This window comes from Chitinophaga sp. H8 (assembly GCF_040567655.1).
Taxonomy (GTDB): domain Bacteria; phylum Bacteroidota; class Bacteroidia; order Chitinophagales; family Chitinophagaceae; genus Chitinophaga; species Chitinophaga defluvii.
Genome location: NZ_JBEXAC010000001.1, coordinates 2,694,330 through 2,716,421, shown reverse-complemented (window position 1 = coordinate 2,716,421; position 22,092 = coordinate 2,694,330). Strand labels below are relative to the sequence as shown.

Annotated in this window: 13 protein-coding genes; 6 read left to right on the top strand and 7 right to left on the bottom strand. The window is 43.1% G+C overall.

Features of this window, described 5'->3' with window-relative positions:
* Positions 1 to 2,415 (bottom strand): TonB-dependent receptor, encoded by a 2,415-nt coding sequence (locus ABR189_RS10185; protein ID WP_354660374.1) that lies wholly within the window; start codon positions 2,413 to 2,415, stop codon positions 1 to 3.
* Positions 2,416 to 2,472: 57 nt separating this feature from the next.
* The gene (locus tag ABR189_RS10180; protein WP_354660373.1) at positions 2,473 to 3,270 is read right to left on the bottom strand and encodes a hypothetical protein; all 798 of its coding nucleotides are present in this window, start codon (positions 3,268 to 3,270) and stop codon (positions 2,473 to 2,475) included.
* Between the two features lie 347 nt (positions 3,271 to 3,617).
* Here ABR189_RS10180 and ABR189_RS10175 point away from each other — a divergent pair, with 347 nt between their 5' ends.
* From ABR189_RS10175 to ABR189_RS10160, 4 genes are all read left to right on the top strand, one after another.
* On the top strand, positions 3,618 to 4,802 hold the full coding sequence (locus tag ABR189_RS10175) for a serine hydrolase domain-containing protein (RefSeq protein ID WP_354660372.1): 1,185 nt from the start codon (positions 3,618 to 3,620) through the stop codon (positions 4,800 to 4,802).
* A 247-nt stretch (positions 4,803 to 5,049) separates the two neighbouring features.
* Positions 5,050 to 8,667, top strand: coding sequence for a hypothetical protein (locus tag ABR189_RS10170; protein WP_354660371.1), 3,618 nt, complete (start codon positions 5,050 to 5,052; stop codon positions 8,665 to 8,667).
* 144 nt (positions 8,668 to 8,811) lie between these two features.
* Complete coding sequence (locus ABR189_RS10165; RefSeq protein WP_354660370.1) at positions 8,812 to 13,173, top strand: DUF6443 domain-containing protein; 4,362 nt, start codon at positions 8,812 to 8,814, stop codon at positions 13,171 to 13,173.
* A 36-nt stretch (positions 13,174 to 13,209) separates the two neighbouring features.
* Positions 13,210 to 13,590 (top strand): hypothetical protein, encoded by a 381-nt coding sequence (locus ABR189_RS10160; protein ID WP_354660369.1) that lies wholly within the window; start codon positions 13,210 to 13,212, stop codon positions 13,588 to 13,590.
* A 24-nt stretch (positions 13,591 to 13,614) separates the two neighbouring features.
* Here the strand turns inward: ABR189_RS10160 and ABR189_RS10155 are convergent, their stop codons facing one another.
* The 5 genes from ABR189_RS10155 to ABR189_RS10135 form a co-directional block, all read right to left on the bottom strand.
* The gene (locus tag ABR189_RS10155) at positions 13,615 to 14,121 is read right to left on the bottom strand and encodes an RDD family protein (protein WP_354660368.1); all 507 of its coding nucleotides are present in this window, start codon (positions 14,119 to 14,121) and stop codon (positions 13,615 to 13,617) included.
* Positions 14,122 to 14,322: 201 nt separating this feature from the next.
* Positions 14,323 to 17,031 carry a CHAT domain-containing protein gene (locus tag ABR189_RS10150; RefSeq protein ID WP_354660367.1) on the bottom strand — a complete coding sequence of 903 codons (2,709 nt, stop codon included), beginning with the start codon at positions 17,029 to 17,031 and terminating at the stop codon, positions 14,323 to 14,325.
* A gap of 137 nt (positions 17,032 to 17,168) precedes the next feature.
* Complete coding sequence (locus tag ABR189_RS10145; protein WP_354660366.1) at positions 17,169 to 19,172, bottom strand: PKD domain-containing protein; 2,004 nt, start codon at positions 19,170 to 19,172, stop codon at positions 17,169 to 17,171.
* Between the two features lie 238 nt (positions 19,173 to 19,410).
* Positions 19,411 to 20,370: a hypothetical protein gene (locus tag ABR189_RS10140; protein ID WP_354660365.1), complete on the bottom strand. Its 960-nt coding sequence runs from the start codon at positions 20,368 to 20,370 to the stop codon at positions 19,411 to 19,413.
* A gap of 63 nt (positions 20,371 to 20,433) precedes the next feature.
* The gene (locus ABR189_RS10135) at positions 20,434 to 20,580 is read right to left on the bottom strand and encodes a hypothetical protein (RefSeq protein ID WP_354660364.1); all 147 of its coding nucleotides are present in this window, start codon (positions 20,578 to 20,580) and stop codon (positions 20,434 to 20,436) included.
* A 184-nt stretch (positions 20,581 to 20,764) separates the two neighbouring features.
* Between ABR189_RS10135 and ABR189_RS10130 the strand changes: the two genes are divergently transcribed.
* Together ABR189_RS10130 and ABR189_RS10125 are read left to right on the top strand one after the other, a co-directional pair.
* Positions 20,765 to 21,340, top strand: a complete 576-nt coding sequence (locus ABR189_RS10130; protein WP_354660363.1) for an RNA polymerase sigma factor — start codon at positions 20,765 to 20,767, stop codon at positions 21,338 to 21,340.
* 4 nt (positions 21,341 to 21,344) lie between these two features.
* On the top strand, positions 21,345 to 22,079 hold the full coding sequence (locus ABR189_RS10125; protein WP_354660362.1) for a tetratricopeptide repeat protein: 735 nt from the start codon (positions 21,345 to 21,347) through the stop codon (positions 22,077 to 22,079).
* Positions 22,080 to 22,092 lie beyond the last annotated feature (13 nt).

Sequence of the window (22,092 nt, the reverse complement as noted above, 5' to 3'; positions counted from 1 at the left end):
TTAAAATTTATGGGTATATCCAGCATATATAATCCTGGTTTCGTACCTGTCCCGCGAATATAGGCTAAAATTGGTGCCATTGATATTGCTGCCAAATTGGAGTGTTTTAAACAGGTCGGTGGCACTGATAGAAAGTTTACCGTTTTTGAACAATTGTTTTTCGATACCCATATCAAGTGCAAAGCGATCGAGTGACTTCCCCTGTGGAACAAGATCAGCTCCTACATAGTAGGCCACTGCCTGTAAAGAAAATCCTGCCGGCAATAAGAATTGCGATACCATTTTGGCATTGTATGAAATTATTTCCTCCTGCGTGCCACTAATGGTTTGTCCATAGGCATTGGTAAGATGGAAAGGATGCAGGCGGCTCAGGTAAGTACTGCCATTTACGTTCAGTTTCCACCAGGGGAAAAGGTCCGTGCTGTAAATTAATTCCAGTCCGGTATTGGTACCGCCATTGATATTTTCCGGTATCACATGTGCGGTGATATTGTCCGTACCTGTTTCGGGCAGTACTGCGATAGGTGAAATAATGTGTTCCCGTATTTTATGATATAAGGAGGTAGTAATACTGGAATTAGCAAAAGTCTTTTGCCAGGCAATTTCAACTGCATGTACAAATTCCGGGCGCAGATTGGGGTTGCCAGTTTTCAGATTTACCGGATCATCATATTTGGGGTAGGGACGCAGATCAGATAATACAGGTCTGTTGATCCGGTAATTATAATAAACGCTTAACCGGTTATTGGCGGGTAGTATTTTCGTATAACGTACGCTGGGGTATGGTTTGAGAAAATCATAGCTGTTGGAACGATAGACGGGATTGGAAGGGTCTACCCGGTAATTGGCCAGAAACTGTTCCAGGCGCAGGCCAGCTTCCAGCTCATAACCGGTTGTTTTCAGTTCATAGTTACCATATACCGCATAAGATTGGGTGGTGTAGCGGGAAAAGCTGCCAATATCAGGTACTTTCCCATAGATACCGGTATTCAGATCCAGTGTATCATAGGCAAAGTCTACACTGATATTACGGATGATGCTATTGACACCGGTTTCCAGTGTGCCTTTGCCCAATGGACGCAGGTAGCTCACTTTGGCATTGAACGTACCTTCAGCTTCCAGTAGAGCGGACCGTTCATTACGGATACGCTGAAAGTTGGCAAAGTCGGTCGTGAGCAGTTTGTCAAATGTAAAACGTTCATCTTCTTCGGAGCTGGTATAAATGAGTTCTGCATGCAATGTCTGGCCCGGTTGTTTGAATTGGTGTTTATAGAGCAGGGCATAGTCAAATGCCTTATTACGTTCCGGCTCGTTGTAATTCCATTTGTAGCCGCTTTGCGGCACTTTGTTGGCATCCAGCAGGTCGTAGTTCAGCTTGCCCATGTCCCGGTGAAATTCATGTTTATACAGGGTGAAGAATGTAAGGGTATTCCTTTCATTGAAGAAGTAATCTATCCCTGCTTTGAAGATCTGTTCATTTTGGGTGTTATCACTGCGGTAGTGCTGTGGGATGTAGCGGGAAGGTTTACCAGCTGTCAGTTCTGTCCGTTCCACGGTTTTATCAATCTTAACAAACTTACGCCAGCGGGCATCTGCCTGGGCAAACAGGTTTACTTTCCCGGTGCGGTAGTTGAGGCTGAGGGAGGGATTGTATTTCTGACGGGTACCCAGGGTAAGTCCTGCCTGGCCATTCAATCCTTTTTTATAATCCTTTTTAAATTTGATGTTGATGATACCCGCCATTTGATCGGGATTATATTTAGCAGAAGGATTATTAATAATTTCGATCGCTTCGATAGCAGAGGCAGGGATCTGATCCAGTCCGCCGGAGCGGTCAAAGCCTGTGATACCGGATTGACGGCCATCAACCAATACCTGTACATTTTTACTGCCCCGCAAAACAATGTTGCCTTCATTATCGATCGTAACGCCAGGCAAGGCTTTCATAGTTTCCAGCACGGTGCCGCCCCTTGCACTGATATGTTGGGTGACGTCAAATACCAGTTTTTCGGGAGACTGACTTTGCAGGTTTTTTTTAGCTGCCACTTCTACAGTGGATAGTGCGGCGGTACTCATGATTAACTGGACCTTGCCAAGGTCCAGATCCTGGTGAGTATGGGTATCCCAGGATACCTGTTTGTTTTGATATCCCAGCAAGCTGATCAGCACCAGGTGATGTCCTGCCGGAATATCTTTCAGCTGTATTTTTCCATGCAGGTCTGTCATGCCCCCTTTCACAAAGCTGCTGTCAGCAGCACTTTTAATCACTATGCTGGCATATGGGAGGTTTTCCATATTGCTTTGGCTTATTATCTGTGCTTTCAGGCTATGCCTGCCCGTTTGCTGCCCGTAGGCCAGTACAGGTAGCAACAGACCCAACAGGCAGCTTATCCGGATAATTCCGTTTTTTATCATTCCATTGTGTATTTAAACACAAAAGAAAAGCGGGAATTTAAAGGAAATTTAAAGTTGCTACCGTACCATGATAATCCGGGCACTTCCTTTTTTAGCAACAGGGGCTGTGAAGTTATTAGAGGTAGGTATTCCCATTTGGATGCCTACCGCGAGTACCAGGCTCTGATTATCTTCCAGCGCTTTCTTTTCTGCCAGCTGAAGGGTATAGGTTTTTCCGGTAAGCACTTCCTGCACGGGATGCCAGTTGGTTTCTACAGATACCGGCCAGTATCCATCCGGATTGGAATGGGTAGGGTAGCCAGCCTTACTGTAGATAGTGTCTTTCACCACGCCCAGGGAAAAGACGAAACGGTACAACGGATATTGCCAGGGAATGAACAGGTTAAGCCTGGGGAGCAGATCCGGCAATTGTACCACCGCTTTTCTGCTGTTACGCATCACCTCACATTGCAGGGGATGCCTGATAATACTGTCAAATTGATGTGTTTTGTTTAATTGGAAACCTTCCAGTAAATACCTGTGTTCAGAAAAACAGATGGCTCGTTGTCCCCGGAGATGTTTTTTGTCGAACAACTGAATGCTTTTAGATAAAGCGGTAAGCGTACCCGTGAAGTTATAATCACTGAGGCGCAATACTGGCTGTATAGCCATTCTGATACTGCCAGCAGCTTTTCCGCAGCCACTGAATTCTGTACCATTTTGCCTGGTAAGCAGGCAACTGGGTGATCTTTTGATCATGCTTTTGGAACCGCCGCCTTTGGTACGGAAAATGATCTCGTCTGATCCTTTCATTCTGTAAGCAGACATGCCACTGATGCTGCCTGTAAATTGGAGTCCACCGGATAGTTTAGCCATGGATGAAATTTTATATGATTCTACAATAAGGGGTTGCATAGGCAATATAACCCAAAATCATAGATCAGCATAAAATAAATTTTATGCCTTCTTTAAGCCTAGATAAAGGCAAGATAAAGCCTCCTTAATTAGCTAGGTTTTATCTGGGCTTTATATAGGCTTCATATAGGCTTTATATAGGCTTTATCTATAAGGGAAAGTAGTGTGAGTAAGGGTTTATGGTGTAGTTTGAATGCAAGTTGAGCCATGGTAAGGGGATTAGAGGGATCTGTGAAGTGATTTAAGTAAAGCTATAAATGATGTAATTTTAACTGCAAACCAACTTTTCAGACATTAAATGGAATAGTATGCGGTCACTTACAGGTATGCTCTCTGCCATCTCAATGGTAATGTTGTTGACCAGTAGTTTTGCACAGTCTATCCGGCATATTGACGGCACTTCTATTGAAGCAGCCCGGCTGGATCAGCAGGTCCAGCAATTGATGAAAGATGCAAAGGTGACAGGGCTATGTCTTACCGTGTTCAATAACAATCAACCTGTATTTTCCAGGGCTTATGGTTATGCAATTGCCGCTACCGGGCAGCCCATGACGTCGTCTACCGCCTTGTATGCATTGTCGCTCAGCAAGGCAGTCTTCGCACACCTGGTCATGCAACTGGTAGATGAAAAAAAGATCGATCTCGATAAACCGCTGGTAGACTATCTGCCGAGGTCGCTGATGACCTACACCTTTCCCGGCAAACTGTCTTCTTATAAAGACCTGGAAGGGGATGAGCGGTATAAAAAGATCACCGCCCGCATGTGCCTCATGCATACTACCGGATTTCCGAATTTCAGGTGGTTTGAGCCGGACAAAAAATTACGTATCAAGTTTGAACCGGGTAGCCGTGTGAGTTATTCGGGAGAAGGGCTGTACCTGTTGCAAATGATTATCCAGGAGATTACAGGAAAAAGCCTGGAAACATTGGCCAGGCAATACATTTTTGACCCCTGTGGTATGGCAGCATCCAGTTATGTATATCAATCAGCATATGAGACAGCATATGCGGTAGGACATGACAAGAACAACGACAGCACCTTCTTTCCCCGGCGAACAGTTGCAAATGCAGCCGGCTCTCTCACCACTACTATGGATGAATTTAACCGCTTTTATACCATGCTGATCAATGGTAAACGCCTGTCGAAGGAAGCCTTCCATGATATGACCCACTCCCAGATACGTATCAGGTCAGTCAAGCAATTCGGCCCCCTTTCCTGGAAGGATTCTACGTTAAATGATAACATTCAACTCGGCTACGGCCTTGGGTATGTAATACTGCAATCGCCCTATGGACATGCCTACTTCAAAGAAGGGAATGATATAGGCTGGGGGCATTACACCATTGCCTACCCGGAGAAAAAAATTGCCATTGTAATACTCACCAATTCCGATAATGGAGAAGGCATTTTTAAAGACCTGCTGCAAACAGCTATCGGAGATGTATATACTCCCTGGTACTGGGAGAATTATATTCCCTGGAAAGAGCAGTGAATGGGTATCTGGAATGGGATGGCAGGTAGGGGGAGGCAAGACACTACTTAATTGATAGCAAAAATCTAATAGAATTTGTTTCAAAAAAAAATAATATTAGCTTTGCCAATTCACTGATTTGTTACCTATTATGCGGTTTATCCCTGTTATCCTGGTATGCCTGTTGTTTTGTACCTATTCGAGTGCTCAAGTTAATCTAGCTGTAGATTCAATACCGAAAAAGTCTAAAGACAGTTTGTTAAAAAATATGTCGCTAACAAGCGGTGGTATGGATTTTTTGGCAATCAAGCGAAATCCATATTTGTCTCCGGCAAGCCCTGAAGCAGCCTCTTTTCTCAGGCGTGGGGAGTATGGAGTGTCTCATAATTCAGGGCTTCCCAATATCTCTATTCCTATTTATACCATCCAGAGTAAAGATCTAACCTTTCCTATTGAACTTACTTACAACGCAGGTGGTATTAAAGTAGATGATCAGGCCAGTTGGGTAGGGCTGGGTTGGAATTTAAGTGCTGGCGGGGTGGTGAATGTGTCTGTGTTAGACCTTCCGGATAATGAGAATGCTGATATTCCCTCAGCAACAACCATAAGGAGTAATAATGATCTTTCCAGGCTTCTTATTATGCTAAATGATGCTTCTGGTGGATATGAACGTTATATAGATAAAATGAAAGATAAATATAGTTACTCATTTGGTGGGGAGAGTGGCTCATTTTATTTTGGCGCTAATAACCAGGTAGACCAAGTTCCTTATACTAATAATAAGATCTCAAAATTAAAAGAGAATGTGGCCAGTCCCAATCAGGTAACGGGATTTAAGATAGTTTTACCTAATGGGAACGCTTATTACTTTACCAACTCAGAAGAGAATACCATAAGTTCTCAAAGTGTTACTTATGAAGGATCTGGTATTGGCTCAAGCCCCAAACGAAGTATAGCCAGCTGGTACCTGAGCAAAATAGTATCGTTTAATAAAACAGATTCCATAACATTTGTTTATGAGAATGATTTAACCCCTTATGATGATTATAGTTTATCAGAAAGTTTTACACAAGGCGAAAAAAGTGGCCAAAGAGCTGATGGCCTGAATTTTACTCCAAATACACCGCCAGCATATGAAGAAAGTTATTCTTCACATATTACAACGAAACGTGTTCATAATACATTGATATTGAAGGGAATAGTTTTTTTGGATGGTAAAATAGTTTTTACTCATCTGAAAGACCGTATAGATAGTAGAAAACATCGCCTGACGCAAACAAGTATTTACAATAATCAGGGCTTAGTAAGAACAATTAAGTTTAATAATGTAAACGATAGTATACATTGGAAGCGATTGAGATTAGAATCTGTTTCTTTTTTAGGTACTGATAATAAAGAGTACGATAAGCAAACCTTTGAATACTTTGAAGATTATAACCTTCCGGCCCCATATAAAGGAGAGGTTAAGCAATTAGGAGTTGTTGATCCCTATTATTCTCAGGACTTATGTGGGTATTTCAATGGAAATGTCAATAAAGGATTTATTCATATTCTACCCAATAGGATTTGGAATTTCTATGACATTATTAAGCCGGCTAACAGGAAATTTTCATTCCAACATGCCAGGACCTACTCCTTAAAGCGTATAAAGTATTTAACTGGAGGTGAAACAGAGTTCATATACGATAGTGAGAACCGTTTTTATATTGCGAATGAGCCCAGAAGTCCAGCATTAAGAATTAAGGAGATAATTACCACAGCCAGCTCAGGAGATAGTATTCCGGTAGAACATAAAATGTATAAATATGGTGACGTGTTTTATGAACAAAAGTATGCCGGAGATAATGGAGATTATGCGGATGTTTCTTATACTTACTATCATGGAGGAGAGCCTGGTTCCGGTACAGGCACATTCCCTTGGTGGTATGCAAGAATGAATAGGACTTATCATTCGGATTGTCTCATAAATGGTTGGGCTGATAACAGAGCCTGCAAGTATTTGCAAGTAGAAGAATATAAGATCGGCAAGAATAATACAGATAGTTTGAAGACTGTTTATGAGTTTGATAATCAGGGAGCTTTGTTGAATTTTACAAAAACATGGTTGATATTTCCAGGTGCCATGTGGCCCTTACCCTATACTATTTATACAGATTTGAACGTAAAAAATTACAATGTTCCTGGATATATATTAGACAAAAAATGGGCAGAAGGGTCACTTGTTACTAAAACCACATACAAAAATCAGAATGGTACATACATTCCTGTGGAAAAAGTGACAAACCAATATACATTTGCCAAAAGAAATGATAATTTGCAGGTTGGGTTTCATTTAAAGGGCATATTCACTGATAATTTTTTACAAGAAGCATATACGACAGATCCCACGATTAATAAGTATTACTTTTTTGATATTCCTACCTCGACCGGCCTGAAACAACTTGCCTCAACTTTAACTGAGACATATACTGATAATGGAATTATTACTAAAAACGAAACTTATCAGTATGGAGGCCCTTATTCTCTACTACTTTCACAATTGGAAGACTTAGGTAGTGGAAAAATGAAGCGGATGGAGTTTAAATATCCTGCAGATTTAAGTAGTCAGTCTGTATATCAGAAAATGGTAGTTGGAAATTCAATAGCCTCCGTTGTTGTTACTGGAACCAATTACATAGATAACAATATTATCAGAAGAAAAGAAGAAACGAAAACAGACTATGTAGAGAAGAATCTAGGAGGAAAAGAATTGATTGTTCCTGGTTCATTAACCTACAATATTTCTAAAACAGATAGCCCACCATGGAATATGACAACTTCAGGCTATCAAACGCAGATTCTTGCAGATGATGTCCTGGGAAATCCTTTACATGTTATAGACTATACAGGTATTTCGAAAGTTTATTTATGGGGTTATAAAAACCTCCGCAGGATTGCGGAAATTAATGGTGCCACTTACCAGGAGATTAAGGCGGTGATTCCAGAATCGACATTGAACGCCATTGCTGCGAAGGCTGAGCCATTAGCATCAGATTTTTCATTGATTAACACTTTGCGAAATGCATTGCCAGCGGCACAAATAGAAACATTTAAATATAAGCCATTGGTAGGGCTAACAGAGAGTCAGGATATGCGTGGATACACAAATTATTATGAATACGATGCTTTTGGGCGCTTAATTGTAGTGAGAGATAAAGATCAGAAGATATTAAAAGCGTATGAGTACTCTGAAGGTGCAGTATATCCCTTCGACTTGGTTATAAGCGCACGTACCTTGTATCCTATTGGAGATTCTGCAACATTTAATGCTACTTTGACCAGAGGTTCCGGGAATTTCTCATGTAGTTGGTATTTAAAAGATCAGTCTGGAAATATAATTAAGCAACAACTAAACAATGCAGCTAAAACCTTTTCTGCGAAGCTTAATCAAACAGGAGAAATGGATTTGTTTTGCGTGGTGAAGGATCTTATATCAAATGAAACGGTCGAAATGTCTCGCCATTTTAAAGTAGTCACGCCAATTGAATTTAAGAACATTTTCTATGATATAAATAATCCGGTGCCCTCGAATGTAAAACCATTCAGTACGGCAGAGATTAATTGTGATGAACCGACCACCGTAACTTTTCAGTTTACATTTGATGATAAGGATTGGTTTGATTGTCCTAAAGTGATCCGTTATAAAATTAATGGAAATGAATATACGATGACAAATGCCATTAAATCTGAAGAAAAAAGCTACAGTTTACCTAAAGGGAAAAACATACTGGAAGTATTTATCATTAATGGGTTCCATGGAGCAACTACTTATTCAGGTGTTGAAATATTTGGCGTAAGCGGAGATAATTTAATAGGAAGCTCCAAGATGATCAATTACCCTTTCTAATTTGTTAAGGCGTGTATATCTCATGTGTATTTTCAGGAACGTGGGATAGAACAGCCGCTGAAAAGTAATTATCCTGATTGTTCTAAAGTAAATGACGACATGTATATTCAAATACCCTATATCAGGTTATATATAATAGTAATAATGTTGGTGCTAGGTACTACTGCAGCTATGTCCCAGAATACCCCTAAGAGTAGTGCCAGGCCAACTGTAACACCAATAGCTAAGCCATCACCTTATGGTAATGGTATACTAAATTATGTCCGTACCTGGGAGCCAAGCATGCCATCTACAGATCTTTCGGTAATAACTGCTCCTACCCGTACTGTGGCAGAAGTAAAACAAACTACACAGTATTCAGATGGGGTAGGGCGCCCATTGCAGACCGTGAATAAAGGTATGTCCCCATTAGGAAAAGACTTAGTAACGCCGGTGATATATGATGCTTTCGGGCGGGAGCAGTATAAATATATCCCTTACGTGTCAACAGGTAGCGATGGAAAATTCAAAACAAGCCCTTTTACTGAACAGGCAATTTTTATGGGTACTCAATTTCCTGGTGAGCGGATTTATTATGGAGAAACGCGGTTTGAAGCATCTCCGCTTAGTCAGGTAAAGAAAGCAATGGAACCCGGTGATAATTGGACTGGCGTAGGACGGGGAATAGAAAAAGAATATCTGGTAAATACTGCAGCGGATGACGTGCAGATATGGAAGATTCAGCAGAATGATGCCAGACCCATATCTTCCGGAGCATATGCAGCAGGGCAATTGCTCAAAAATATAACAAAAGATGAACGTGGTAATAGAGTAGTGGAATTTGTGAATAAGGGTGGGCAGGTAGTGCTTAAAAAGTCTGAAATATTGGGTAATGCTGCAGATGGGCATAATAATTGGTTGTGTACGTATTATGTATATGATGATATGGGGTTGCTACATTGTGTAATTCCACCTAAGGCTGTAACTGCGATTAAAAGTAACTGGAATGCCAACTTTACCCTGGAAATTGCAAAAGAACTTTGTTTTGTTTATCGTTATGACAGCCGCAATAGAATGATCGTGAAACAAGTACCTGGAGCTGATTCTGTAGAGATGGTATATGATGTGCGTGATAGGTTAGTATTTACACGGGATGGGAACCTAAGGCAAAAAACACCCAAGCAGTGGTTGGTTACCTTTTATGATGGATTGAACCGGCCTACGATGACTGCCTTGTATAACTCTGCGGCTACAAGAGAAACACTGCAAGCCAGCATGAATACAGCTACGAGCAATACACAATCCATCAGTTATAATGTACCCTATGTGACGGACCTTGCAATAACGAGCCATGACGGCCGTGCCCGATATGAAGCAACTAACAGTATAACATTTAATGATGGATTTGATAGTGGGACCAGTGCTGCCTTTGAAACATTTTTGGATGCTAATGGTACCCAGCATACGCTAAGTATTACCGCTACCAATCCATTACCTAATTTACAACCGACAGACCTTTACCCACTCACTTACACTTTTTATGATGGATATGGATATGCAGGAGCACATGCAGCATTGACATCAGATTTTAATAAACCACAAAAAGGAAATAACCCTTATGATGAACCGGTAACTGCTACCAGCACCATGACCAAAGGGTTAGTAACTGGTGTTAAGGCGAGGGTATTAGGTACTAATGACTGGCTGACCACTACTACCTATTATAATGATAAAGGAAGGGTAATTCAGACGGTTGGTGACAATGCTGTGGGAGGAAAGGATATCCTGACTAATCTGTATGATTTTAACGGGAAGTTGCTTAGCAGCTATCAGCGCCATCAGGCACCACGAAGTACGCTGACTACTGAAACCCCCGTACTTACCATGCTCTCTTATGATGCTGCTGGTAGATTGGATTCTGTGAAGAAACGATTAAAAGATAATCTCAGCTTACAAAGGGTAATTTCTAAAAATACCTATGACGAACTTGGGCAGTTGAAAACAAAGAAGCTGGGAGTGATCAACGCCACGAAACAAATAGAAAAACTCAATTATGATTATAATATCCGCGGGTGGCTGATAGGAATTAACAAAGCATATGTGAATGGAACTGGTAACCCGGATAGTACCTGGTTTGGAATGGAGTTGAACTACGATTCTGGATTCGTGGTTAATCAGTATAATGGTAATATTACTGGTACAAAGTGGAAAAGCAGAAGTAATAGTATTGCCCGGGCATATGGATTTGCATATGACTCTGTCAACCGGTTAATGTCTGCCTATTACTCCCAACAGAATACAGTGAATGCTCCAACTACACCCTGGGAGAAAACTCAGGCAGATTTTGCGGTGAGTAATCTTTCCTATGATGATAATGGGAATATCATGCGTATGGACCAACAGGGAATGGATGGGGCAGCTATTGTAGCACTGGATAAACTCACTTATGCTTATAAGGCCAATAGTAACAAACTAGGTAGTGTCACCGATGTCAGTACAGTAACTACTAAGTTGGGAGATTTTAAGAATGGCGCCAATAGCGGGGATGACTATGCATATGATACTAATGGTAATCTGATCCTGGACAATAACAAGAATATTACTGCTATTACCTACAATCATTTGAATTTACCTGAGCAGATTACTATTCTTAATAAAGGAACGATTAAGTATCTCTATGATGCTGCTGGCAATAAATTGCGCAAAACGGTGATAGATAACACCGTTACTCCAGCTAAAACAACTATTACTGACTACGCAGGAGGATTGGTATATCAGAATGATACGCTGCAGTTCCTGGGACATGAAGAAGGCAGGATAAGAGTGGTGTATAAGACCGGACAGGCGCCTGTTTACTGGTATGACTATTTTGTAAAGGATCATCTGGGCAATGTGCGGATGGTGCTCACTGAACAAAGCGATTTGACCATGTATGCGGCTACAATGGAAACGGAAGCGGCCCCCATGGAAAATGCGTTGTTCAGCAACATTGATAATAGCCGTATGGCCAAACCGGTGGGTTATCCAGAGGATAATACCACTGAAGAGAATGAATTTGTAGCCAAGCTGAATGCTAAAGACGGAGGGAAGAAAATAGGCCCATCCTTAGTATTGCGTGTAATGGCAGGTGATACTATCCAGATAGGTGCCAAAGCATTCTATAAGTCACAAGGGCCACAGGAGAATAAAAAACCGGCACCGGTGGAAGATATGCTGGCTTCCCTGGCGCAGGCATTCAGTGGAAGTGCTGGCGGAGAACAATCACATGCTGTTGCTTCCAGCGAGGCTACTTCTCCCTTTGCTAACAACTTTACCAGTAGCGATTACCAACGTCTGCAACAAAAGGACCCTGACCAGTTTAAGCTGGACAAACCTAAAGCCTATTTGAATTTTGTGTTGTTCAATGATCAGTTTAACTTAGTTGAAGAAAATAGTGGGGTAAAACAGGTACAGGGAGAGCCAGACCAATTACAAACGCTAGCAAAGGATAAAATGGTGGTACAACAAAGTGGATTCCTGTATGTATACACCAGCAATGAAAGCCCGCAGGATGTGTTCTTTGATAACCTGATGGTAACACAGGCCAATGGTCCTCTGCTGGAAGAAACACATTATTATCCGTTTGGATTGACGATGGCGGGAATTAGTTCGAAGTCGATTACGCAATTGGAGAATAAAAAGGAAAAATTTCAAGGACAACCGTTGGATGATGATTTAGATCTAAATTGGTATGGTTTTAAGTGGCGTAATCATGATCCACAAATAGGTCGATTTATTGAGATAGATCCATTGGCAAGTAAGTATGAATATAATTCTCCATATGCTTTTTCAGAAAATAAAATAACAAGCCATATTGAGCTTGAAGGATTGGAGAGTTTGCCAATTAATCAGAATTCTAACCCTTTTAGCTATATGGCAGTAGGATTTGGACAAATGTTTGAAACTGCTGCAAATGCCATTGACAATATATTTACTTTTGGATCCAAAACAAAGGTGGAAGTACCAATATCTGCTGTAAATACAGGAAATGTAACTGTTACTGTTAGCTCAGTAAATGAAGCTAAAACGGAATATGGTTTTAATCTTGGAGATTACCTCACATATGTAAAGTCTAATGGAAGTAATGATGGAAATCCAATATCGCTTTTTAATAACAAAACAACAATGACAACTTCATTGGAAGAAAAAACAGAAGCTAAGTTTGGCGGAACTAGTTTGTTTCAAAAAATTCGCAGCTCTGAAGATGCTGTAATTATCGATAATGGAGGAAGAACGAGTATTAAAGTCAAAGGGTTAGATATTATGGTGGGAGGGATGGTATCAACTACCTCAAATGGAGATATAAAAGAAATAGTTGATGTCTCTACAGGTAGTTCTACCACCCAAGCTAGATTAAGTGTAACAACTAGTCAAGGAAAAAAATCAAGTGTTGAGTTGGGGGCCAGCTTAGTACAAAAAGCGCCCAAAGCAACCGTGACAAGCTCAATATTCCTTAAATTCGGTCTGAAAAAATCGGAAGAAGATTAAATATTATTTAAGTATTAGAATATTATTATGAATAAGATGAAAATTGTAAGATTAATTCCGTTTATAATTCTCTGGATATTACTCATTACTACCTGGATTAGTATTTGGAAAGGAAATTACATAGGAACATTAAAACATCAAATTGCTTTAATGATGCTGATAATAAATTTAGGAGGATACTTTTTTAGATTTAAACTATCTCTTATATTAACAGGGCTAATCTTGATATTACTCACATTTAATCTAATAGCAGTTTCTTTCAGAATTGAGGCTACATCATTTTATTTAGGAATTGGTGGAATTGAGTTATCTACACCATATATACAAGGATGGTCATTACTACTATTAATTTTATATTTAAGCATAAATCTAAAATATGTATTAACAACCCTCAAAGAGTTAAAGAGAAAAACATAAATCGGTTGCTAATATAAAATCGCTTTACCTGGAAAGATCAACAACTACAGATTGGGCCAAAATATCATGTACAGCCCTTCTTTTAGGGTTGGTGAGCATAGTTAACAACTCAATAATCACCCAAACTAACGTAGCATAGAAGATGAAATCATCATATTGAGTGTTTAGTTGATCAATATTATAGGTTGGATTATTTATGGAGGTAGAAATAACGAAAAATATTCCAATTAAGTAAAAAATGAATGGGGTAGCATCCCTGTAAAAAGCATGCTTAAATCCAATCATTTTTGATTCACTGACATCAAGTACTATTATATTCATAACTTTTTTTCCTAGAGTTTGGCCATATCGTCCATTTAAATAAACAGAGTAGAATATTATCAAACATGCATAGAGAAATAGCCAACAAAAAAGGATAGTTTTATTATTAATTTGTTCTATTTTAATACCAAAATATGAGAAAGGGATAAATATGATGCTATCTATAATGGCTGAAAGAAGACGTTTCCAAAAAGTTCTATATTTTTCCATATGTAGTTCAAAATTAATGGTGTTAATGTATAAAAAACAATTAGTAATTAAAATTTATAGTGAGATTTAGAGAAGTGGGCTAATTGAAAGCAGTAATGGCTTTTTATTAGATCGGTCTTAGACTTAAATTAATGAGTATTTGAAGTGACAAAGCTGGTATGATAACCCATGTAAGCTATTTATCGGTACTCATTTTTCTTTTTAGTTATTCTGGTAAGTCGGCTTTCTTCTCCACCACCACACACTACCAGCCAATAACAAAACACCACCCACTATCCACCAGTTGTACCACTTGACAGGTGCGGTAATGCTTAATGATTGTGGTACCCCCATGTACACCCAGCCGGCCCAGTAGTAGGGGAGACTGAGCACAGGATTATTTTGTTGTTCAGTAAGCCATTGAAGTTTGGCATTGCGTAGGGCAGTGCCGGGTGATTGTTGTTGTTGGAGGTCAGCATAAAAGTGGGGCATAAACGAAGCAGCTCCGGCATCATTCACATTCCATAGCCCGGCTATTACGCCAGGGATACCGGCTGCAGCAAATCCCCAGGACAAACTTTGTACACCTTCCCCTTGCATGAGCCAGCCATCAGCGGTGCGACAGGCACTGAGTACTACCAGCCGGGGGGCATGCAGTTGTGCGGTAAGGGCGGATAGTGGAAAGTTGCCGTCTGCCAGTTCGAGGGCAGGTTCATGCTGCGGGCCGTATAGCCCTGCATGGGAGCTGATATGCAAGATGTTGGTTTGTTGGAGCGCCTGCTCAAAATGTGTGAGGGTAGCAGCATTATTGGCAATGAATTTACCTTGTACATTTTCCTGTAGCTCTTCCTGCTCTCGTACCACTGCCGGAATACGCCGGTGGCTGCTGTCGTGCGTAATGAAGAAGCCGGTAAAGCCACCGGTTCCTGCGGGTCTGCCGCGCAGTTGTTGCCAGCTTTGCAGGGAATAGCCATAACTGATGTTGGCTTGTTTCACGAGGAATGGCCAGGCGGAAATAACGGGTTGGTATATACTGTCTGTCACCAGGGCATCCAGGGGTACATAGCCCAGCACATCATCCGTGAGCAGGAGATACGTTTTATCCGCTTTCCACTGCTGATGAGGGAACAATTTTGTATACAGCTGCCAGGCGTCAGCATAGTACTGCTGGGGAGCATTGATCATAGCTCCCGGACCTTGTTTGAAATACTTTTGTACAAACGACCTGCACTGTTGTTGCCATTGTGATACGCTATCTATGGTGTATACCGTTTGCACCCCATTACGGTTGGCATGCAGGAAAAACCATTGTGTTTGCCCCGCAAAGCAGAGGATGGTTTCCAGGTTGGCTGGCAGGCGTTGCAGGAGGGTATCACATTGTAATGTGGTAAGACGGCTGCTTTGTAACAGGGCCGGATATTTATCCTGAAGTTTCCGCTGGAGTACACTCATTTCATAAGCCAGCGCGCCGGAGTTGTTCTTACTGATATCTTTTTCCTGTGCAGCTTCCTGTCCGTAATAAGCTAATGCCTGCTCTACGTGCTGCATACGACGGAACAGCGAATCTTTGTCTTTCAGGGCTGCATAGGCAATGTTGCGGCGTATTTCATCCAGCAGCAGTTGTGCTTTGCCTTGCTCGGCATATTGCAGCATACGTTGTGCATAGCTGTTTTGACCGGTAGTTTGATAAGCATGATAGGCGATGCGCATGGCCAGCTCTATACGGCGTCTGTTTTCCTGTTGCAGCAGTGCACGGGAATCTATACCTGCAAATTCATTCCGCAGTTTGGCTGTAGCCGCCAGGCAAAGATCCATGCTTTTTAGTGCCAGGATGGTGTTACCCTGCTCATAATAAGTAGCAGATAATCCTTCCAGGGCATCCTGTAGTGTGTTCTCTGCATAAAGCCAGGACTCTTCCGGGAGTACACCGGTACCGGTGATACGAAAAGGAGGTAATAGTATTTTCAGGGCTTGCTGGTAGGCCTGCTGTGCAGTACTTACCTGCTTTTGCGCCAGCAGGGCATGGCCGGTATACACCTGTATCTTTGCCTTTTCCCGTTGCCGTCCGCCTTTAAAATGCTGCTCGGTGATGGCCAGTGCCTGCCGGAAATATTGCAGTGCTGCCGGATAATTACCCAGCGCAGTTTCCAGTCGTCCTGCCAGTACATAGGCACTTTCCATCCAGTAGGCCACATGAGGAGCGGGTGATACACTTTTAAACTGCTGCAGGGCCATTTTGTTGTATTCACGGGCACGGTCATACTGTTGCTGGTCAAAGGCAATGTCTCCCAGTGTATTCAGCAGCAGGCCATGCACAGGTGGGTTGTTTTCCGCATAGGGAAGACCCAGTTCGCAAAGTGCAATCGCGCGTTGCCAATGCCCTTGTGAGCGGCGCAGTACGGCCATATTGCCATAAGCGGCCACAATAAGACGGGTATCCTGTTTGCCCTTTGCCAGCGCCAGGCACTGTTCCTGTATATACAGCGCACTTTCATAATCACCTAGCCGGGTGTAATTGTTGCCCAAAGGCTGCAGGATATATTCTTCCACATCATACTGGTCCGGTTGTACGGTTTTGTAAAACTGCCAAGCCTTTTCATAATAGTGAATAGAAGAGAGAATATTACCGGTATAAAGCTGGTAATACCCCAGGTTCACCAGCAGGTCCAGCCACGCGCCATAGTCTTCATCTGTGCGGGGTTTTCTCCAGGCTTCCTTTTCTGTCCCGGTTAAAACAGGCAGGCGGTGTGCGGGATCTGCAGTGGTGTAGTTAATACGTTCATAAATCCATCCGGCCAGGTCGTCATCAGCCTGTAATGCCTGCCATTGCTGCTTTACAGCTGGTGACACTACTACCGTATCCTTTCCTGGCTCTGCAGCCAGCAAGGTAGTGTGTATGAGTAAACAGGTGTAAAGTAACCAGCGAAACATGCAGGAAGCTTTTAGCTTTTAGCTGTTAGTACAGCGTCAGGCAACAAATAATGTTGTTGGCAGACAAATTTAGTATTAAACTTTTGGCAGGGCCAATAACTTGTTATCATTCTTGATAGGCAGCCAACAGCTAATAGCTATATTTTCCAGCTTACATAAACAAATAGCCTTTGCTCCGAGGGATGCATATAATAGAGGTAGCGTATGCCTGCTGCGGGGCCGGTACGTACCCGTCCTAACTGCAGGTCCGCAAAAACGGCCGGATTGAGTTTGGTAAAGTAAGTGGTTTTACGGTCAAGATCTCCTTCCAGGGTTATGCCCGGCGTGCCGGTAGCACTGGCCATCGTTGATTTCAGGATGGTACGGGTGCGGGTGCTGAGATTTATAGCCGCCAGTGCACCGGCGCCAACACCCACCCAGCTGTTGAGGTTGTACCTGATTTGCAGGGGTACAGCTTCCAGGGTAATGATATTGACCTTTTCGTATACATCCCGGTACATGACTTTGTAATCATGATTATCTATTACGGTATCTCCTCCGCGGCGGCGCTCTTTGAAACGTTCGTATTCATTAAAGATACCGGCATACAGCTCCATCTGCAGGTAGCGCCGGTGTGGAGCGAAGGGGGCAATACTGGCGCCTATGGTCAGGTTTTTGTCCCCGCCTCTTTCCAGTTTGCCGGTAGATCCCAAACGATGTCCATAGCCGAGTATAATACCGGGAGATAGCCCAGGCTTAAAGCGGCCTACGGAACGGTTGGTAATAACAGGCTCGTTTTTGTCAAACACAATGGCGGCCTGACTGGCAAAAGGGACCTTCGCCGGCTTTTTGCCAAAGTTGATAGTGTATTTAATGAAACCTTTGGTAGAATCCGTATCGTTTACACCTTCCTGTTGTACGCCGGGCAGGTAGATATTGCGGAACACAAAGTGTATACTGTCTTTGGTGATCACGGTATCCAGACAGCTCTGGTTTTCGTAGGCAGAATCACAGGGTACGCATCTGGGCTGCATATCCTGCAGGGTGATGGAATTGCCGTTCAGCATATCGGGTATGCGTACGCCGATATCTACTTTTTTGGCAGGGCCTTTACCGGTATTCTGGAATTGTATTTTATAGGTAAGCAATTTTTTCTTGCCGGTAAACCGGTAGTTCATACGGTGGTTGCGGAGCATGATCCGGTTAGGGTCATGAGAGGCTACTATCTGCAGCTCCATCGTATATTCTTCCGGTTCCAGGGCAGGATCGTCCGGCATGAACAATGCGGTAATGTTGACTACCGCATTCGTGTCCCTGATCATTTCGGGAGTGGTTTGCAGGGATACAAACATAAATTGTTCTGCACCCGCTTGCGCGCCTTCCAGCCGCCATGCATGATTTTTACGGAAGGTCCCCATCTTTTCGAGCAGCATGGCTTTTAACTGCTGGTTATGTGCAGCAGATGAAGCTGGTAGGGGGGCATGGGCGGCAGGACCACGTAGTGCCAGTAAGGGGCCGCCAAAAGCGGCGTCCTCTATTTCTGCTGGTGGGAGGTAAGCCCATAAGGAATCAGTGGGCACCTGTTTTTCCTGGTGGTAAGCGCGGGCTTCTCCCAGATTGAAGTTATTTTGTTTAAATGTTTTTTCGTTATACAACAGCAGGAGAGAACCGCCTGTTTTTGTACCTGCCGGCTGCCGGTAACCGATAACCAGCACCATTTCTTCGCCGGGACGGGGCATACGGTTGGCTTTCATTTCAATATTGCCGCCTCCCTGGAAGAAGCCCGAAGGCTTTGCCGCAATAGGATAAGTTTTGTTCTTTATTTTGATAGGCCTTGGCTTTGTTGGAGGCGGCCGTCCGTCGTCATAGTTATTGGTGGCGTACAAGCGTACCTGGTAGGTACCGGTATCCGGGTACACATGTTGTGGGGTAGCTTCAAAACTGAAAGCACCATCTCCCAGTTCCCAGAAATAGGAATAGAAAGGAGCCGGCGCACCTGCTACTCCCCGAAGTGGCCGCAGTTCGCCTGAAAAGGTAACTTTATTCTGGTCCTCTGCAGCTTGTACTACAGCAGGCAGGGTATCGGCAGTTTGTGCCCGGCTTGCCTGCCCCAGGGATAAAATGCTGCAGCAGAACATGATCAGGGAATACCAGCGTGTCATGGTGTTTTGTTTTGATTGATCTGGTTAAAAAGGTAAAGGTGATCCGGTGTCAACTATAATGTATACACACGATGGTCATTATAAATGTACTACGCTCCATCACAATATACTATTTTAACCGAAAAGTTAAATCACGCGGTAGGGATAAATGGGGAACAGACCGGCTATACAGCCGGTCTGTTTGATGGGGTAACAATATACACCTGTTGTGAGATAGCATATAAATAGGGCCTCTGGCCTAGTTGATTCCTGCAAGAAAAGCATCTATATCTGCCTGTGCTGTTCTTCTGATAGCGGCATCTATGTGTTGGTTCGCTGCTACGGTAATATGCTGGGTACCAAACTGGATATAACCATCTGCATCTTTACCCAGGATCACCAGGTCTGCCTCAATACCAACCGGCAGAGAGCTGGCGTAAGATTCAAACTTCTGCAGAAAGGTATTGTAAGGCAGGGTTACCACGGTGGTGATGTCCCGGAATACCAGCATTACCTGCAGATCACTTACCTGGTTGCCATCTTTAAAATCCGGTAATACTGTGATGGTGGTTTTAGGTCTGGGATCAGAATAGAACCGGTCGCAGTTTACCCAGGTAAAAGATGGTAACGTAAAAGTGTACGTGTTAGGCCCATTTCCAAAAGGGGCATAAGGAGCTGCAATCCAGGTCAGCGGGCTTTGCTGAAGGTTCGTATCAGGTACACCGTTAGGTCCGGGATCACGGCGGCCCTGCACAAATAATTGCATTTCTCCTGCTTTCATTACCTGTGGCACTTCTACATCGATCCCTTTTTCAATGGCTACCAGCGGCTTGCCGTTCAGATCTGCCTCTACCAGTATTTCTCCACCAGAAACCAGCAGCTTTCCGTTCGACTCTGTCATCGGGCCAGAGAGGAGGATGTCCTTTTTACTGAGGATCTCTGTCAGCTTCACGGTTACATTACCTGTTACGATCTGACCACCCTGATCTCTGAACGCATTGGGCGGGAACACTATTTTAACCCCCTTGGCGCCGGTGATGGTAAACCCGGTGGCAGCATCTCCTTTAAATTCCTGCGCCTTTGCTTTATTGGCATCCCAGAATTCGGCTGCTTTGGCAAATGGTACCACCGGCTCAGGTTGTTTATCTTTTTTGCAGGATACAGAAAGCCCAATCATAGCGGCTGCCATTAATATTCCAGTAAGTGTATTCGGTTTCATAATATTTTATTTTTAAGTGTAGGTATGCTGTTTAAAAAAGTAGGTAGTGTATGCTGGTATGATTTAATTTTCGGTATCATCACCGGGTACAATATGATGTACCCCGTAGGTAGTGGTATGTTTATCTTTTTTAAGTGCATGGAGTACCCCTACCAGTAGCACGGCAGCTACAAACAGGAGCGCATCTTTTACAAGTGGGTTTGACTTCATGGCATTTGTTTTTTATGATGGTGCTTACTCTTTTCGGGCTTTTCAGCTTCCGCCTTTCTATACCTATATCACCGGCCGGCTACTTTTGTTACCCCTTTTTTCGAAAAATTTTTAAATCCGCCAGGAGAGAGGGTTTGCAGTATCCCAACTAAATATTCTATATTAGCATTCAGGCAATTTTCATATGACACCTACTTCTGTTACACATATAGATCAGCGTTACATTGATGGTTTGCTGGAAAATAACGGCCAGGTGATCCGGGAAATCTACACGAGGTTTGCAGCCAAGGTGGAGCGGTATATTGTTAATAACAGCGGATCGGAACAGGATGCCGGGGATATCTTCCAGGAAGCGCTGACGGCTATCTATGAGCAGGCCAGGCATAAACAGCTCCGGCTTACCTGTCCTTTTGAGCCTTTTTTGCTGATGGTTTGTAAAAGAAAGTGGCTCAATGAATTAAAAAAAAGATCCCATCAACCGGTAACAAAACAGCGTGAAGAGGTATATAACAACATAGGTGAAGATGTTTTTGCAATGGCAGAGCAACTGGAACAACAAGAGGAAAAGGCACAGCTCTTCCTCCAGATGTTCCGGAAGCTGGGGGAGAAGTGCCAGGAAATCATCCGGCATAGTCTGAAAGGGGAGCACCAGGAAAAAGTGGCCACCGCCCTGGGTGTTACCTATGGATACCTGCGCAAAAAAAAATCCGAATGCCTGGCAACACTTATGAAATTGATCCAATCACATTCACAGTACTAAGGTTATGCATACATACAATCACGAAGCTATTGCAAGGTATATTACCGGGGAAATGAGCGGAGCGGAATTGCAGGCATTTGAAGCCACGCTGCAGCAGGATATATCCCTGCAGGAAAGCGTGGCGCAATACCGGGAGGTACTGGACACGCTGCAGTACAAGCTGGAACCGGATGAAAAGCAGCAGGCTTTATCGCAAACACTGCGTGCAATGAATGAGGAATACTTTAGGGATAATAAGGTAAAGGTGATGCCTATGCGTCATTATTGGAAATACATCAGCGGGATAGCCGCAGCGGCCATCGTTTTTTTTATAATATGGCTGCAGCCCTGGCAGCAGGACCTGTATAAGGAGTATGGACAAATTCAGATGGTAGCTGCAGCGGAGAGAGGTACAGACACGGATACCCTCTTGCAGGAGGCCGCAGTATTATTTAACCGGGGTGATCTTGTAGGGGCACAAAAATATCTGCGGGAGGCGACTGCCCAGGCGCCGGAAAACCAGCTGACAGCTTTTTATTATGCTGTAACGCTGATCGCTACCCATGACCTCACCCAGGCCCGGCAACTGCTGACAGCGATCTACAATGGTAGTTCGGTTGTGAAGTATGATGCTGCTTTTTTTATGGCACTCAGTTACCTGAAAGAGAAGCAATATGAAGATACCCGTTCCTGGCTGGAGAAAATCCCCGCAGGTACTTCCCGCTATGCGGCGGCACAGGAGTTGTTAAAAAAGATCTAGGAGGCTCAGATGG